Source organism: Mycolicibacterium thermoresistibile (genome assembly GCF_900187065.1).
GTDB classification, from domain to species: domain Bacteria; phylum Actinomycetota; class Actinomycetes; order Mycobacteriales; family Mycobacteriaceae; genus Mycobacterium; species Mycobacterium thermoresistibile.
Window position 1 is genome coordinate 4,783,178 of sequence record NZ_LT906483.1, and the last position, 15,618, is coordinate 4,798,795.

Below are 15,618 nucleotides of genomic sequence, written 5' to 3' on the forward strand. Positions count from 1 at the left end.
TGAGAGATATGACCGCCACAACCCCTGCCTTGATCGGCGATCCGGCCGACCTCTCCGCGCTGCGCGCGCGGGGCGCCGACCCCGACGCGCTGTTCACGTCGTTCGCGGACTGGGCGGCGGCCAACGGCACGCCGCTGTATCCGGCGCAGGAGGAGGCGCTGATCGAACTGGTCAGCGGCGCGAACGTGATCCTGGCCACGCCGACGGGGTCGGGCAAGTCGCTGGTGGCCACCGGCGCGTTGTACGCCGCGCTCGCCGGCGGCCGGCGCAGCTACTACACCGCGCCGATCAAGGCGCTGGTGAGTGAGAAGTTCTTCGCGCTCTGCGAGGTGTTCGGCGCGGTCAACGTCGGAATGCTCACCGGTGACGCCGCGGTCAACGCCGACGCGCCGATCATCGCCTGCACGGCCGAGGTGCTGGCAAACATCGCGCTGCGGGAGGGCGGCGAGGCCAACACCGACGACCACATGATCGTCATGGACGAGTTCCACTTCTACGGCGATCCGGACCGCGGCTGGGCCTGGCAGGTGCCGCTGCTGGAACTGCCCAAGGCGCAGTTTCTGCTGATGTCGGCCACGCTCGGGGATGTCACGTTCCTGCGCGACGATCTGACCCGGCGTACCGGCCGGCCGACGGCGCTGGTGACCGGCGCCCAACGGCCGGTGCCGCTGTTCTACTCGTATGCGACCACGCCGATCCACGAGACCATCTCCGATCTGCTCGACACCCGGCAGGCGCCGATCTACATCGTGCACTTCACCCAGGCGTCGGCGCTGGAGCGGGCGCAGGCGTTGATGAGCATCAACGTGTGTACCCGGGAGGAGAAGGCCGCGATCGCGGAGATGATCGGTGGGTTCCGGTTCAGTTCGGCGTTCGGCGCCACGCTGTCGCGGCTGGTGCGGCACGGTATCGGGGTGCATCACGCCGGCATGCTGCCCAAGTACCGGCGGCTGGTGGAGCAGTTGGCGCAGGCCGGGCTGCTGAAGGTGATCTGCGGCACCGACACCCTCGGCGTCGGGATCAACGTGCCGATCCGCACCGTGGTGTTCTCGGCGCTGTCGAAGTACGACGGGGTGCGCACCCGGCTGCTCAACGCCCGGGAGTTCCACCAGATCGCCGGCCGCGCCGGACGGGCGGGCTTCGACACCGCCGGAACGGTCGTGGTGCAGGCGCCCGAACACGAGGTGGAGAACCTCAAGCAGTTCGCGAAGGTCGCCGACAATCCGAAGAAGCGGCGGAAGCTGGTGCGCCGCAAGGCTCCCGAGGGGATGGTGCCGTGGAGTGAGGCCACCATGAAACGGTTGGTCGACGCCGCGCCGGAACCGTTGACCAGCAATATGCGGGTGTCGACGGCGATGATCCTCGACGTGGTGGACCGCCCCGGCGACCCGTTCGCCGCGATGCGCCGGCTGCTCACCGACAATCACGAGCCGCGCAAGCGGCAGCTGCGGTTGGTCCGGGAGGCGGTCGGCATCGCGCGGTCGCTGTTGCAGGCCGGGGTGCTCGAACGGCTCGACGAACCCGAACCGGACGGCCGGCGGTACCGGCTGACCGTGGACCTGCCACCGAACTTCGCGCTGTACCAACCGTTGTCGACGTTCGCGCTGGCCGCGATCGACCTGCTCGACCCGGCCTCGCAGACCTATGCCCTCGACGTGGTCTCGGTGATCGAGGCGACGCTGGAGGATCCCCGGCAGATCCTGGCGGCGCAGTTGAAGAAGGCCCGCGGCGAGGCGATCGCCGCGATGAAGGCCGAGGGCATCGAGTACGACGAGCGGATCGAGCTGCTCGACGAGGTCAGCTACCCCAAGCCCCTCGAGGAACTGCTCGAGCACGCGTTCGAGGTGTACCTGCAGAGCAACCCGTGGGCGGCCGACGCGCAGCTGTCGCCCAAGTCGGTGGTGCGTGAGATGTGGGAGCGGGCGATGACGTTCCGCGAATACGTCAGCGAGTACGGGTTGACCCGCTCGGAGGGGGCGGTGCTGCGCTACCTGTCCGACGCGGTCAAGGCGTTGCGCTCCGGGGTGCCGGCCGCGGCCCGCACCGAGGAGCTCACCGACATCGTGGAGTGGCTGGGTGAGCTTGTCCGGCAGGTGGATTCCAGCCTGCTCGACGAATGGGAGGAGCTCACCAATCCGGACCGGCCCGATCCGGGCACGGCCCCGGCCGCCGCGCCGGACCGGCCGCGGCCGCTGACCGGCAACGAGCGCGCGTTCACCGCGATGGTGCGCAACGCGCTGTTCCGGCGGGTGGAGCTGTTCGCCCGGGAACGCTGGGACGAACTCGGTGCGCTCGACGCCGACTCGGGCTGGACCGCGCAACGCTGGGCCGAGGTCGGGGAGGCGTATTTCGCCGAGCACGATGACGTCGGCACCGGTCCGGACGCCCGCGGCCCGGCCATGCTGATCTTCGACCGGCAGCCCGGGGTGTGGCGGGTGCGGCAGATCCTCGACGACCCGGCCGGGGACCGCGACTGGGGCTTCGACGTGGAGGTGGACCTGTCCGCCTCCGACGAGGCGGGCACACCGGTGCTGCGGTTGATCGACGCCGGCCGGATGGACTGAGCGGTCCCTCGAACCCCGATCGTGAACCCCGATCGTGTGAAGCGGGGAACAACGCCGGTCGTAAACTCGATCCTGTCGAGCAATCAGGAGGCAGCCGTGAGCGACCATGAAGTCCGGATGATCGTGTTGTCGACCGACGATCTGGATGAGTCGATCAAGTTCTACAGCGAGACCCTCGGGATGCCACTGAAGTTCCGCGACGGCACGCACTTCGCCGCCCTCGACGGGGGCTCGGTGACGCTGGCCCTGGCGACCGAGGTGGACCACCCGATCCCGGGGCAGGTGGTCGTCGGCATCAAGACCGACGATGTGGACGGAGCGGCCAAGGCCGTGGAGGCCAGCGGCGGCGGCATCGTCAAGGGCCCCTACGACGACGCTCATGAGCGCCGCGCGGTTGTCTACGACAACAAGGGCAACGGCCTGGTGTTCTACAAGCCGCTGAAGCGGTGACGATGCGCCGCCGCCGGCCGGGGCGTCAGGCGACCTGGCGCGCGTCCACCCAGGCGCCGTAGCCGCCCAGGATGTCGCTGACGTCGGTGAAGCCGCTCCGGCGCAGCAGGCTGGCGGCCACCGACGAGCGGTAACCGCCGGCGCAGTACACGACCGTCGGCCGGGTGGGGTCGAGCTCGGTCAACCGGTCCGGCAGCTGACCGACCGGGATGGCGATCGCTCCCGGAATCGCGCCGAGGGCGACCTCACCCGGATTGCGCACGTCGACGATCTGCAGGTCGGGTAGTTCGGCCGCCCGCTGGTCGAACGCCTTCACCGTCAACCGGGAGGCCACCTGGACGCGGTCCGGGTGGGCCATCATCACCTCGAACGGCCGGTCCAGATGGCCGATCACCCGGTCGAATCCGATCCGGGCCAGCCGGTTCTTGGCTTCCAGCTCGTCGCCCGGCTCGGTGAACAGCACGATGTCGACGTCCGCCGGCAGCACCGACCCGGCGAATTCGGCGTAGCGGCCGTCCAGACCGATGTTGATCGCACCGCGCAGATGCCCCTGGGCGAACTCCTCGGGGCTGCGGCCGTCGACCAGGACGGCGCCGCGTTCGACCGCGGCCAGCATCTCGTCGTAGCTCAACACCGGCGGCAGGGCGGTCTCGTCGAGCAGGCCGCGGTTCTTGCGGTTGAGGATGGCGTCGTAGACGAAGTAGCCCGGCGCGGGCGGCTGTCCTTCGGTGACCAGTTCGATGAACGTGGCCTTGTCCGGGGCGCGCAGCGCGTAGTTGGTCTCCCGCTGCTCGCCGATCGTCGACCACAGCTCGGTCGACAGGTTCTTGCCGCAGGCCGAGCCGGCGCCGTGGGCCGGGTACACCCTGGTGGCGTCGGGCAGGGTCATCAGCTTGTGGTGCAGTGAGTCGTAGAGTTTGTCGGCCAGTTCCTCACGGGTGTATCCGATCGAGGCGAGCAGATCGGGACGGCCGACGTCACCGATGAACAAGGTGTCGCCGGTGAGCACGCCGTAGGGGATCTCGTCGTCGGCGTGCTCGTAGACCACGATGCTCAATGACTCGGGCGTGTGGCCCGGCGTGTGCAGGAACTCCAGCGTCACATCACCCAGCGAATAGCGTTCGCCGTCGGCCACTCCCATCGATTCGAACTCGGTCTCGGCGACCGAGGAGTAGACGATCTTGGCGCCGGTGGCCTCGGCCAGTTCCAGATGGCCGGACAGGAAGTCGGCGTGGAAGTGGGTTTCGATGACGAGTTCGATGGTGTAGCCGTATTTCTCGGCGTCGGAGAGGTATTCGGCGACATCGCGTTGCGGGTCGACCACGACCGCACGGCCGGTCTTGTCGTCGGCGATCAGGTACGACGCGTGCGACAGGCAGTCCAGGTAGTACTGGATGAATTTCATCGCGGATTCCTTCCTCGCGCGGATGCCGGTCGATCCGGCCCCGTTAGGTACCCCTGGGGGTATGTGTATCATGATGACGACTATACCCCCACGGGTATATGACGCAACATCGACGACCGGAAGGACGACTCACATGACCGCCACGATCGACTGCCGGCACCTGCGGGACTGCCTCGACTCCGACTCGCCGCCGAGGGTTCTGGACGTCCGCACCCCCGGCGAGTTCGAGACGGCGCACATCGCCGGCGCCTACAACGTGCCGCTGGACCTGTTGCGCGAGCACCGGGACGAGATCGCGCGGCACCTCGACCAGGACGTCATCCTGGTGTGCCGCTCCGGCCAGCGCGCCGCGCAGGCCGAGGAGACACTGCGGGCCGCCGGGCTGACCAACGTGCACATCCTCGAGGGCGGCATCACCGCATGGGAAGCCCAGGGCTTCGACGTGGTCCGCGGCAGGCAGCGGTGGGATCTGGAACGCCAGGTCCGCCTGGTCGCCGGGGCGATCGTGCTGTTCAGCGTGCTGGCCAGCGTGGTGGTACCCGGCCTCCAATGGGTGGCCGCCGCGATCGGGGGCGGGCTGATGTTCGCCGCGCTCACCAACACCTGCGCGATGGGCATGCTGCTGGCCAAGCTGCCGTACAACCGCGGCGCCACCTGTGACGCCCGCACCATCGTCGCCCAGCTGATCGACTCCGGCCCCGAGACGGGCCGATCATGATCGGGCTGATCATCGCCCTGGCCGTGCTCGTCGGCGTGGCGCTGGGCCTGCTCGGCGGCGGGGGTTCCATCCTGATGGTGCCGCTGCTGGCCTATGTGGCCGGGATGGACGCCAAAGCGGCGATCGCGACCTCGCTGCTGGTGGTCGGCGTCACCAGCGCGGTCGGCGCGGTCTCGCACGCCCGGGCCGGTCAGGTGCGGTGGCGCACCGGCCTGATCTTCGGCGCGGCGGGCATGGCCGGCGCCTATGCCGGCGGGATACTCGCCCGCTTCATCCCGGGCACCGTTTTGCTGCTGGGCTTCGCGGTGATGATGGCCGCCACCGCGGTGGCCATGCTGCGGGGGCGCCGGAACACGGCGACGCCGGATACCGGTGGTGACCACCGGCTCCCGGTGCCCCGGATCCTCGCCGACGGCCTGGTGGTGGGCCTGGTGACCGGCCTGGTCGGAGCCGGCGGCGGGTTCCTGGTCGTACCGGCGCTCGCGCTGCTCGGCGGGCTGTCGATGCCGGCCGCGGTGGGCACCTCGCTCGTCGTGATCGCGATGAAATCGTTCGCCGGGCTGGCCGGTTACCTGACCAGCGTGCAGATCGACTGGCCGGTCGCCCTGGCGGTGACGGTCGCGGCGGTGGCCGGGGCGCTCCTCGGCTCCCGGCTGACGGCGCTGGTGAACCCCGACACCCTGCGGCAGGCGTTCGGCTGGTTCGTGCTCACGATGTCCGCCGTCATCCTCGCGCAGGAGGCCCATCCGGCTGTCGGGGCGGCCGCCGCCGTGCTCACCGCGGTGGCCGCGGCCCTCACCTTCACCTGCAGCCGGTACGGCCGGTGTCCGCTGCGCCGGGTCGCGGAGGCACTGAGCTCACGTCCGGCCACCGCATGACCTGTTCGAGCCGGCCGCCGGAATACCCCCACCGGTACCATGGGTTACATGATCCGGGGGTCGGAACCCCCTTCAGAAAGGAGCAACCCATGGTTGGTGACGAGGCCGCGATCGCCGCGGTGCTCAACCGGTTGCGCAGGGCTCAGGGTCAGCTCGCCGGAGTGATCTCGATGATCGAACAAGGGCGTGACTGCAAGGACGTCGTGACCCAACTGGCGGCGGTGTCGCGGGCCCTGGACCGGGCCGGATTCAAGATTGTCGCCACCGGCCTGAGGGAGTGCCTGTCGGGTGAGGGCGCGGACGGACAGGAGCCGATGTCCGAAGCCGAGCTCGAAAAGCTGTTCCTGGCCCTAGCCTGATCGGGACACGGCCTGATCGGGACACGGCCTGATCGGGACAGGGCCTGATCGGGACACGGCCTGATCGGGACAGGGCCTGATCGAAAGAGAAGGGGAGAACCGTGAGCTACGCACTGTCGACAAGACTGCGCACCACATTCGAGGATGCGGTCGAGCGCACCCGTAAAGCGTTGGCCGATCAGGGTTTCGGTGTGCTCACCGAGATCGACATGAAGGCCACGCTGAAGGCCAAGCTCGGTGAGGACATGGAGGACTATCTCATCCTCGGTGCCTGTAACCCGCCGTTGGCGCACCGGGCCGTCAACGCCGATCGGCAGATCGGCCTGCTGCTGCCCTGCAACGTCACGGTGCGTGCCGACACCTCCGCGGAGGGCACGGTGATCGTCGACGCGATGGACCCGAAGGTCATGGTGCAGGTCTCCGACCAGCCCGGCCTGCAGGAGGTCGCCGACGAGGCGGCGGCCAAACTGCGTGCCGCGATCGACGCGCTCGCGGCCGGCGACGGCGGGTGATCCCGGCGCCGGGTCCGAAGGGCTGTCGTGACGACGACCGACACACTGCACGATCCGGTGACACTGCCCTGTGGGCTGGTGCTGCCCAACCGGATCATGAAGGCCGCGCTGAGCGAGGTGCTCGCCGACCGGGAGCACGCGCCGGACGCCCGGCTGGAGCGGTTGTACTCCGCGTGGGCGCGCGGCGGGTACGGCTTGATCGTCACCGGCAATGTGATGGTCGACGGCTCGCAGCTGGCCGAACCCGGCAACATCGTCATCGAGGACACCCGTCACCTCGACGCGCTGACCCGCTGGGCCCGGACCACCAAGGACGGCAACGGCGGCGGTGTGCCCATCCTGGCGCAGCTCAATCACCCTGGCCGGCAGGCGAATCCGTTGGCGTTCGGTCACGTTCCGGTGGCGCCCAGCCCCGTTCCACTGAACTTCCCGGGCGCGGCCACACCCCGTGAACTGACCTCCGCCGAGATCGAGGACATCATCGACCGGTTCGCCACCACCGCGGCGATCTGCGAGGCGGCCGGCTTCGACGGCGTTCAGATCCACGGTGCGCACGGTTATCTCATCACCCAGTTCCTCTCCCCGCTGTCGAACCGGCGCACCGACGAGTGGGGCGGCGACCCGCAGCGGCGCCGCCGATTCGTGCTGGAGGTGGTGCGCCGGGTCCGGGCGCGGGTGTCGCCCGGATTCGCGGTGGCCATCAAGCTCAACTCGGCCGACTTTCAGCGCGGCGGGTTCACCGAGGACGAATCCCGCGCCGTGTTGGAGGCGCTGGCCCCCGAAGGCCTGGATCTGATCGAGATCAGCGGCGGAAGTTACGAGCAGCCCGCCATGATGGGAGCCGTCTCGGAGAGCACCCGGCAGCGGGAGGCGTACTTTCTGGCCTACGCGCGCACCGTGCGCACACTGATCGGCGACATTCCGCTCGCGGTCACCGGCGGATTCCGCAGCCGGTCGGCGATGGCGGCGGCGGTGGCCGCCGGGGATTGCGACGTGATCGGGCTGGGCCGCCCCACCGTCACCACCACCGATGCCGCACACGTCATCCTGACCGGGCGCGCCGACGCGGTGCCGTCGTATCACCCGCGCTACGGGATGCGGAGGATGCTGGGCCGCTTCGTCGACCTCAAACAACTGGACGGTCTGCTGGAACTGGCCTGGCACACCGATCAGCTGCATCGGGTGGGCGCCGGACTCTCACCCGACCTCAACCGGGGACGGCTCGCGGCCACTCTGGCGATGCTGCGCCGCAACGGCCGGGCGTCATTCCGCCGCAAACGCGGGCCGTGAGAGCGGGTCCGCCGGCTCGGGCCGTTCGGCTCAGAACTGAGCGCAGGTGTCCAGCACCGTGCGCATGGCGGTGATCTCGGCCTGCCCCTCCGGGGATTCCTTCCAGGCGCGGATCCTCTCGCGCTTCTCGGGCGGGATCTCGCCCATCCTCTCCCGCATCTCGGCCGCTTTGGCGTGACGTTCCTCGACCGACATGTCGAGCACCTTCTCGAACTTGGCCATCCGCTCCGGATCGGCGGCGAGATCGGGTGCGTGCTGCTGGGCGGCGGCTCGGAACTGCTCGAAGGTGCAGGTGGTGTCCAACAACCGGTGATGCGGTTGCGCGCCGGCGGCGCCGGTGCCGAACAGCAGACCGGCGGCGGCCACACCTGCCACGGTCGCGAACAACGAGGTACGACGAACGGCCACGACGAATCTCCTCCTCGACGGATGGACCGGCAGACACCTCGATTGTCCACGATCCCGCGATTGACAGGCAAGTAAACACTTGCCTATCGTCGTCGTGTGGGGGATGTCTTCAAGGCCCTGGCCGACCCCACCCGGCGCGCCATCCTCGACGAACTGACCGAACGGGACGGCCAGACGCTGTTCGAGATCTGCGCCCGGCTGACCACCAGACACCTTCGTAAGTGGTTTTTGTCAAGGGGTTGGGGGGCTCTGCCCGGTCCTCGTCTCTACGTAGTCATCAAACGGGTTTGGTACCCAACTGCGTGCAACCGAGTTCGGTGAGGACGGGCGGGGCCTGCTCATGGTGTCTGGCGAGGTCACCAAGTGGTGCCTCAGGGGCGCTGGGCTTGACCCCATTTGGTGGACACAGGGTCAGGCGGCTTGTGCCGTCTGAGTGATCCGGTTCTCGTATTCGACCGGGGAGATCATGCCGATCGCTGAGTGGCGGCGGCGGCGGTTGTAGACCCGCTCGATCCAGTCACCGACAGCGAGCTTAGCCGCGGCCTTGGTAGGCCACAAGTGACGGTCATAAAACTCGACCTTCATTGTGCCCCAGAATGATTCATGCTGGGCATTATCCCAGCATACGCCGGTGCGCCCCACTGAGCGGGCCAGGTTGTGCCCGCGGGAGAACCTGGCCAGCTGTGCACTGGTGAACTGACAACCGCGGTCGGCGTGCAACACCACCTGCTCGGCCAACTGCCCGCGCATGGCCACCGCCATGGCCACCGCCGACTCCACCAGGTCGGTGTGCATGTGATCATCGATGGCCCAGCCGATCACCCGCCGGCTGCAGCCGTCACGGACCGCGCATAAGTACAGCCAGCCCTCGCCGGTGCGCAAGTAGGTGATATCCGACGTCCAGACCCGGTCCAGCTCACCGACATCGAAACGACGGTTGACCAGGTCTTTGGGCACCGGGGTATCGAGGTCGACGATCGTGGTCACCGGCGCGAACGTACGCGGGCTGATCCCGGCCAGGCCCTGGCGGCGCAGCGAGGCCGCCACCGTCTTGCGCGACACCTTCTCACCGTCCTCGCGCAAATCAGCCAGAATCCGCGGCGCCCCATACACCCCGTCAGAGGCCTTATGGAAGGCGGCGACCTTGGCGTCCAACTCCGCACGCCTCTGCTGGGTCGGCGTAGGCTCGCGATCACGACGGGCACGCCATTTGTAGAACCCCGAGCGCGACACCTCCAGCAGCGCACACATCCGCTTGATCGGGTAGTTGGCCTTCTCCGCCTCGATCAGACCGTAGGCCTCTACTGGTTCTGTTCGGAGGCGAAGAAGGCCGCGGCTTTTTTTAAAAACTGCCGGTCCAAACGCAATTCGGCGTTCTCCTTGCGAAGCCGTTCCAGCTCGGCACGTTCATCAGCATCAAGCACCGCCCCATTATCGCCGCCGTGCTCACGGGCCTGGCGCACCCAGCGACCTAGCAATTGCTCACCCACCCCGATCTCGGCCGCCACATGAGCAATCGGGCGGCCCGTCTCGATCACCAGCCGAGCCGCCTGCTCCCGAAACTCCGGGGTGTACTTCTTCCGCTTGCCCGACATACGGACATCCTTCCCGCGGGACCAGCAGTCCCACCAGTCAGGTGTCCACCATCAGGGGTCAACCCCAGCGCTTGGAGCTTGGCCCCAACCGTGGTTATTCGAGTGGCTTGGTTAAGCGGCCACGGGCATCACCTGCGCGGCGGCGATGGCGCCATCCCAGCGCACCCGCTGGGTGACCACGACATGCAGCCAACGCAGCAACGCCGCAGCGATCGCTGCTCGGGCCTGGCCGTCGGTGAGCTTGTTGTCGTCGCGGGTCGTCAGATACCGGTAGCGAGCGAGCATCACCGGATTATGTTGAAGGGCACCCCATGTCGCGCGCCAGGCGGCCAGCCGCAGCCGGGGTCGGCCACGCCGGGAGATCCGCGCTCGGCCGTTGAAGGTGCCGCTGGCGTTGTCGCGTGGGCACAGCCCGGCATGTTTGACCAGCGCGCGAGGGCTGTCAAAACGGGTGGGATCGCCGGTTTCGGCCAACATCGCCGCCGCTCCCACCGCCGAGACTCCGGGGATGCTGGTGACCAACTCGGTCAGCTCGAGTTCGTCGAGCACCTCAACCATGCGGGCTTCCACCTCGGCCAGCCGGATGCTGGCCGCGCGCCAATCAGAAAGCACCCAGCGGGCCCGCTCCAGTACACCGCGGCGTTGGACCATCACCCCGGCCGGGTCGACCAGCGCGACGAAGACCGCCTCGATGATGGCCCGACGCCGCCGCTGACCACCCCAACGGCCCAGCTCGCGAACCACCGCGGCCTCAAACCGTGCCAGCCCACGTCCCTTGAGCCGTTCCGGGCGGCCGTCACAGCGGTCGAGCACCACCGCCACAGCCGCACACCAGTTGCTCGAACCGAAGGGATCCGCCGCCGCCTCCAGCACCCCCGGCCAGACGCACTCCAGCAGGTCGCGCAGCTGCTGCACACACGCAGTGGCCTCGGTGACCAGCCGCTCACGGCGCGCTCCCAGCTGGCGCAGCCGCGCCCACGTCTCCTCAGCACGCTCGGGGCGGTAACAATGCAGCTGGGCCACCAGCCGCGCGATCAACATCGCATCCTTGTCATCGCTTTTGTCACAGGTGTAGTCCTCAGCTTCACGTGCCCGACCCACCAACATCGGGTTCACACACATCAACGTCATATCGCGTTGAGTGGCAAGCTGATTGAGCACCATCCAGCGATGCCCGGTCGGCTCACACCCCACCGTCACACCACAGAACCCATGCTTGTGCGCCACGCGCTGCGCCCACTCCAGCACAGGACCCAATTCCCACGCCCGAGCCTTCACCGTCTTGCGGGCCAGCACCTGCGAATCGTGATCACACACCACCACCGCCTGCTTCTTATCCGCCAGATCAATACCGACGATCACATGATCGGCCGGCACCAGCCGCCGCAGCTCGGCCAACTTGGCATTACGGCGCTTGTCACCACGCGACAGACCACTACCCTTGGACACGACGCCCTCCTCCATGTCATTGGGACTCGAACCCGTCAACGACATCAGGAGGGCGTCGCCACTTTCATCACCAACACGCCGCATAGCTCTCTTACTACGGGCGCTCGCGGCAGGCGATCTCCCAGCATCTCGACGTGCTCGAGCGGGCGGGTCTGGTCAAGACCCGCCGTGACGGCCGGTACAAGTTCCACCACATCGACACCACGCCGCTGGAACCGATCATCGAGCGGTGGCTCCGGAAAGGAACGGAACACGATGCGAATCCATCTGACCAGCGTGCTCGTTGACGATCAGGACAAGGCGCTGCGCTTATACACCGAGAAACTCGGCTTCCTGCCCAAGCACGACATCCCGCTGGGCGACGCCCGGTGGATCACGGTGGTCTCGCCCGAGGAGCCCGACGGCACCGAACTGGTGCTGGAACCCGACGGCCATCCGGCGGTGGGGCCGTTCAAGGAGGCGTTGGTCACCGACGGGATCCCGTTCACCTCGTTCGCCGTCGACGATGTGCACGCCGAGTTCGACCGGCTGCGGCAGATGGGCGTCCGTTTCACCCAGCCGCCCACCACGATGGGCAACGTCATCACCGCCGTGCTCGACGACACCTGCGGGAATCTGATCCAGCTGGCCCAGATGATCGGCTGAGTTCGGCCTCTCCCACTCTCAATGTAGCGCGCACCCCCGGGCTTGCCGCAAGGCCCGGGTGCTGCCGCACAATCTCCCCTCGTCCACACTAGAAGGGCTGGGAATCAACGATTCTCAGGAGGGGGGATTCGTGTACGACGTGATCGTCGTCGGCGGCGGGCCGACCGGCATGATGCTGGCCGGTGAGTTGCGGCTGCATGGGGTGCGGGTGCTGGTGGTCGAGAAGAACAGCGAGCCACCGGCCCACGTCCGGTCGCTGGGTCTGCATGTGCGCAGCATCGAGATGCTCGACCAGCGCGGTCTGCTGGACCGGTTTCTGGCGCACGGGCAGCGGCATCCGGTGGGCGGGTTCTTCGCCGCGATCGCCAAACCGCCGGCCGAACTCGACACCGCACACGGTTACGTGCTCGGCATCCGGCAGCCCGTCACCGACCGCCTGCTCGCCGAGTGGGCCGCCGAGCGCGGCGCCGTGATCCGCCGGGGCTGCGCAGTGGTCGGCCTGGACCAGGACGCTGCCGGGATCACCGTCGAGTTGGCCGACGGTTCGGTTCAGCGGGCGCGCTATCTCGTCGGCTGCGACGGCGGCCGCAGCACCGTGCGCAAGCTCGCCGGGATCGGGTTTCCCGGTGAGCCGGCCCGATCGGAGACGCTGCTCGGCGAGATGTCGCTCTCCGCGGATCCGGCGACGGTGGCCGCCGTGGTCGCCGAGGTGCGCAAGACCCAGTTGCGGTTCGGCGCCATGCCGCTCGGGGACGGGGTGTACCGCGTGATCGTGCCGGCCGAGGGCGTCGCCGGTGATCGCGCCGAACCGACCCTCGACGAGTTCCGTCGCCGGCTGAAGGCCTTCGCCGGCACCGACTTCGGCGCGCACACACCGCGCTGGCTGTCCCGGTTCGGCGACGCCACCCGGTTGGCCGAGCGTTACCGGGCCGGCCGGGTGTTCTTGGCCGGAGACGCCGCGCACGTGCACCCGCCGGCCGGCGGGCAGGGGCTCAATCTGGGCATCCAGGACGCGTTCAACCTGGGCTGGAAGCTGGCCGCCGCGGTCGGCGGCTGGGCGCCGGACGGACTGCTCGACACCTACCACGCCGAACGTCATCCGGTGGCCGCCGACGTGCTGAACAACACCCGCGCGCAGATGGAGTTGATGTCGCCGGAACCGGGGCCGCGGGCGGTGCGGTGGCTGCTGGCCGAGCTGATGGATTTCGAGGAGGTCAACCGGTATCTGACCGAGAAGATCACCGCGATCGGCGTGCGCTACCACACGATGGGCGACGGTCATGGGCTGCTCGGCAGGCGGATGCGCGACATCCCGCTGACCGGTGGCCGGCTCTACGCCCGCATGCATGCCGGCCGCGGGGTGCTGCTGGACCGGACCGGAACGCTGTCGGTGTCGGGATGGGCCGACCGCGTCGACCACATCGTCGATCCGGGCGCCGCGCTCGACGTGCCGGCGGTACTGCTGCGTCCCGACGGTCACGTGGCCTGGGTCGGCGCCGACCACCCCGGTCAACAGGACCTGACCGCCCGGCTGTCGAGGTGGTTCGGCGCCCCGGCCTGACGCGGCTCAGGCGTGCCGGATGGCGCGGTAGGCCGCCCGGCCCACCAGCTCGCCGAGTTCGTCGGGGGTGTGATCGTTTTCGTCGGAGAGCAGGCTGCGCACCGCCGCCTCGCCCATGGACACGAACAACTCGACGAGCACCGGGAGTTTGCGGTCGGCGTCTTCGGTGCCCCAGCGTTGCAGATCGGGGGCGATCAGCGCGGCGAACCGTTCGGCCACCCGTTGGCGACCGCGCGCGATCATCGTGGCGATGTCGGGTCCCGGATTGGACCAGAACAGCATTCGCCAGGTGTCGGGTTGGTCGGCCACGGTGCGCAGCAGTGCCCGCATACCGGCGATGAACGCCTCCTCTGCGTGGTGGGTGCGCGGTGTCGGATAGGCGGCGAGCACGCCGTTCAGCAGCGTCTGTTCCTCGCGTTCCAGCAGTGCGGTCACCAGCGCCACCCGGTCGGGGTAACAGGCGTAGACAACCGGGCGGGTCACCCCCAGCCGGTCGGCGACCGCGCCGATGGTGATGGCCGGGATGCCGCCGCCCTCCAGGGCGATGGCCTTGGCCGCGTCGAGCACCTGCGGCCGGCGCCGTTCGGGCCCCAGGTGGGCTGCCCGGCGTCGTGATCTTGCGCCACCACGCTCAGTTGCTACACTCACGTAGGAAAATACTACATGACTGTAGGAATTGGCAGGGACAGGCCGGGAAGGGGAATCAGATGGCCGCCGCCGCTCACCACGTCCAACCCGCGGAGGATTACGGGTTCTTCGGCCCCGACTCGGTGACCTGGAAGGTGTGGAGCTATCCGACCTCGTTCAGCATCGGGTTCATCCGCTCGGTGGTCATCGAGGAGCTCGACCCCGCGCTGGTGGCGGCGGTCGACACCACCCACGACATCTACAAGCGGCCGCGCACCCGCTACGACCGCACCCTGCGGTACTTCGCGATGGTGGCGTTCGGCGACTCCCGGTCCACCTCGCAGGCCGCCGACGTGCTGGTCAAGGTGCATTCCAAGGCGATCGGCACCGAGCCGTACAGCGGCCGGCGCTACGACGCCAACGATCCGCGGTCGCAGCTGTGGATCCACCTGACCGCGTGGCACTCCATCCTCTACGCCTACGAGAGGTACGGCCCCGGCCCGCTGTCGGAGCAGGAGGAGCAGCGGTACTGGGCGGAGTGCGCGCGCGCCGCGGAACTGCAGACCTGCGATCCCGCCGACGTGCCGCGGGATCGGGCCGGCGTCCGGGACTACTTCGACCGGATGCGCCCGCAGCTGTCCGGGTCGCCGATCGCCCGCAAGGCCATGGCGCATCTGCTCGACGGCACCGCGCTGGTCGCCCCGGACCTGCCCCGGCCGTTGACGCCGCTGACCTGGGTGACCAACCGCGTGGTACGGGCCGGTGTGCTGGCCGCCATGCCCCGCTGGATGCGGGAGATGGGCGGGCTGAAGCAGTCCCGCGTCACCGATGTGGCCGTGGCACCGGTGCTGCGGGTCGTGTTCGCCGTGCTCCATGCCGCTCCGGCAACCGTGAAACTGCGGCTGCTGAAGCAGATCTCACCGTCAACGGTGCCGGTCGTGGCACCGGTGTTCCACGGGGTGGCGCCCCGCCGCACCGAGGTGGTCAGCCCCGCCGAGGCGCGGGAACGCCACGGCTACCACAAACCCGCCGAAGCGCATCTGGAGTGGCGGGCCAGACAGCACCGGCGGGTGTTCACCGACCGGCAGGAACCCAGCGATGCGGGACTACTGGAATCGCAGCCGATCCTGGGCGCGCTCAGCTGACGTGGAATCGTC

Annotated in this window: 15 protein-coding genes and 2 pseudogenes; 12 read left to right on the forward strand and 5 right to left on the reverse strand. The window is 68.6% G+C overall.

All coding sequences use genetic code 11. The annotated features are described in order from the left end of the window. Positions 1 to 8: 8 nt before the first annotated feature. A complete protein-coding gene (locus CKW28_RS22760) occupies positions 9 to 2,564 on the forward strand; it encodes a DEAD/DEAH box helicase (protein WP_003924164.1) in 2,556 nt (851 codons plus the stop codon). 96 nt (positions 2,565 to 2,660) lie between these two features. Next, positions 2,661 to 3,014, forward strand: coding sequence for a VOC family protein (locus CKW28_RS22765; protein WP_003924162.1), 354 nt, complete (start codon positions 2,661 to 2,663; stop codon positions 3,012 to 3,014). Between the two features lie 25 nt (positions 3,015 to 3,039). On the opposite strand, the gene CKW28_RS22770 is transcribed toward CKW28_RS22765, so the two are convergent. Beyond that, a complete protein-coding gene (locus CKW28_RS22770) occupies positions 3,040 to 4,419 on the reverse strand; it encodes an MBL fold metallo-hydrolase (RefSeq protein WP_003924161.1) in 1,380 nt (459 codons plus the stop codon). A gap of 133 nt (positions 4,420 to 4,552) precedes the next feature. On the opposite strand from CKW28_RS22770, the gene CKW28_RS22775 reads away from it, so the two are divergent. The 5 genes from CKW28_RS22775 to CKW28_RS22795 all read left to right on the forward strand — a co-directional run bounded on the left by CKW28_RS22775 (position 4,553) and on the right by CKW28_RS22795 (position 8,176). Further along, positions 4,553 to 5,137: a rhodanese-like domain-containing protein gene (locus CKW28_RS22775; protein WP_003924159.1), complete on the forward strand. Its 585-nt coding sequence runs from the start codon at positions 4,553 to 4,555 to the stop codon at positions 5,135 to 5,137. Then, positions 5,134 to 6,015: a sulfite exporter TauE/SafE family protein gene (locus CKW28_RS22780; RefSeq protein ID WP_003924157.1), complete on the forward strand. Its 882-nt coding sequence runs from the start codon at positions 5,134 to 5,136 to the stop codon at positions 6,013 to 6,015. Before CKW28_RS22775 ends, CKW28_RS22780 begins: the two co-directional genes overlap by 4 nt. Before the next feature lie 89 nt (positions 6,016 to 6,104). Next, positions 6,105 to 6,374: a metal-sensitive transcriptional regulator gene (locus CKW28_RS22785; protein WP_003924155.1), complete on the forward strand. Its 270-nt coding sequence runs from the start codon at positions 6,105 to 6,107 to the stop codon at positions 6,372 to 6,374. A gap of 101 nt (positions 6,375 to 6,475) precedes the next feature. Further along, the gene (locus CKW28_RS22790; RefSeq protein ID WP_003924154.1) at positions 6,476 to 6,886 is read left to right on the forward strand and encodes a DUF302 domain-containing protein; all 411 of its coding nucleotides are present in this window, start codon (positions 6,476 to 6,478) and stop codon (positions 6,884 to 6,886) included. A 27-nt stretch (positions 6,887 to 6,913) separates the two neighbouring features. After that, positions 6,914 to 8,176: an oxidoreductase gene (locus CKW28_RS22795; protein ID WP_003924153.1), complete on the forward strand. Its 1,263-nt coding sequence runs from the start codon at positions 6,914 to 6,916 to the stop codon at positions 8,174 to 8,176. A gap of 30 nt (positions 8,177 to 8,206) precedes the next feature. On the opposite strand, the gene CKW28_RS22800 is transcribed toward CKW28_RS22795, so the two are convergent. Then, positions 8,207 to 8,584, reverse strand: a complete 378-nt coding sequence (locus tag CKW28_RS22800) for a hypothetical protein (RefSeq protein WP_131588009.1) — start codon at positions 8,582 to 8,584, stop codon at positions 8,207 to 8,209. 96 nt (positions 8,585 to 8,680) lie between these two features. Here CKW28_RS22800 and CKW28_RS22805 point away from each other — a divergent pair. After that, positions 8,681 to 8,797: pseudogene (locus tag CKW28_RS22805) on the forward strand (winged helix-turn-helix domain-containing protein); the annotation flags it as partial. A gap of 198 nt (positions 8,798 to 8,995) precedes the next feature. Here CKW28_RS22805 and CKW28_RS22810 read toward each other — a convergent pair. Then, positions 8,996 to 10,179 (reverse strand): IS3 family transposase gene (locus tag CKW28_RS22810; protein ID WP_085975091.1). Its coding sequence is split into 2 segments (ribosomal slippage): positions 8,996 to 9,927 and positions 9,927 to 10,179, totalling 1,185 coding nucleotides; the frame shifts between segments, so codons are not numbered across the junction. Between the two features lie 111 nt (positions 10,180 to 10,290). Then, on the reverse strand, positions 10,291 to 11,628 hold the full coding sequence (locus tag CKW28_RS22815) for an IS110 family RNA-guided transposase (RefSeq protein WP_157997580.1): 1,338 nt from the start codon (positions 11,626 to 11,628) through the stop codon (positions 10,291 to 10,293). Between the two features lie 98 nt (positions 11,629 to 11,726). Here CKW28_RS22815 and CKW28_RS24270 point away from each other — a divergent pair. From CKW28_RS24270 to rox, 3 genes and pseudogenes are all read left to right on the forward strand, one after another. Next, positions 11,727 to 11,915: pseudogene (locus tag CKW28_RS24270) on the forward strand (ArsR/SmtB family transcription factor); the annotation flags it as partial. Next, a complete protein-coding gene (locus CKW28_RS22825; RefSeq protein ID WP_003924280.1) occupies positions 11,884 to 12,273 on the forward strand; it encodes a VOC family protein in 390 nt (129 codons plus the stop codon). The pseudogene CKW28_RS24270 and the gene CKW28_RS22825, both read left to right, overlap by 32 nt. 130 nt (positions 12,274 to 12,403) lie before the next feature. Next, positions 12,404 to 13,834, forward strand: coding sequence for a rifampin monooxygenase (gene rox, locus CKW28_RS22830; protein WP_003924281.1), 1,431 nt, complete (start codon positions 12,404 to 12,406; stop codon positions 13,832 to 13,834). A gap of 6 nt (positions 13,835 to 13,840) precedes the next feature. Here the strand turns inward: rox and CKW28_RS22835 are convergent, their stop codons facing one another. After that, positions 13,841 to 14,401 (reverse strand): TetR/AcrR family transcriptional regulator, encoded by a 561-nt coding sequence (locus tag CKW28_RS22835; RefSeq protein ID WP_003924282.1) that lies wholly within the window; start codon positions 14,399 to 14,401, stop codon positions 13,841 to 13,843. 140 nt (positions 14,402 to 14,541) lie between these two features. Here CKW28_RS22835 and CKW28_RS22840 point away from each other — a divergent pair, with 140 nt between their 5' ends. Continuing rightward, a complete protein-coding gene (locus tag CKW28_RS22840; protein ID WP_003924283.1) occupies positions 14,542 to 15,606 on the forward strand; it encodes an oxygenase MpaB family protein in 1,065 nt (354 codons plus the stop codon). Positions 15,607 to 15,618: the final 12 nt, after the last annotated feature.

Excerpts from the sequence above, each read along its gene's own strand:
- CKW28_RS22780 (WP_003924157.1), top strand. The coding sequence starts at position 5,134 with ATGATCGGGCTGATCATCGCCCTGGCCGTGCTCGTCGGCGTGGCGCTG.
- CKW28_RS22775 (WP_003924159.1), top strand. The coding sequence starts at position 4,553 with ATGACCGCCACGATCGACTGCCGGCACCTGCGGGACTGCCTCGACTCC.
- CKW28_RS22785 (WP_003924155.1), top strand. The coding sequence starts at position 6,105 with ATGGTTGGTGACGAGGCCGCGATCGCCGCGGTGCTCAACCGGTTGCGC.
- CKW28_RS22840 (WP_003924283.1), top strand. The coding sequence starts at position 14,542 with ATGGCCGCCGCCGCTCACCACGTCCAACCCGCGGAGGATTACGGGTTC.
- CKW28_RS22825 (WP_003924280.1), top strand. The coding sequence starts at position 11,884 with ATGCGAATCCATCTGACCAGCGTGCTCGTTGACGATCAGGACAAGGCG.
- CKW28_RS22760 (WP_003924164.1), top strand. The coding sequence starts at position 9 with ATGACCGCCACAACCCCTGCCTTGATCGGCGATCCGGCCGACCTCTCC.
- CKW28_RS22770 (WP_003924161.1), bottom strand. The coding sequence starts at position 4,419 with ATGAAATTCATCCAGTACTACCTGGACTGCCTGTCGCACGCGTCGTAC.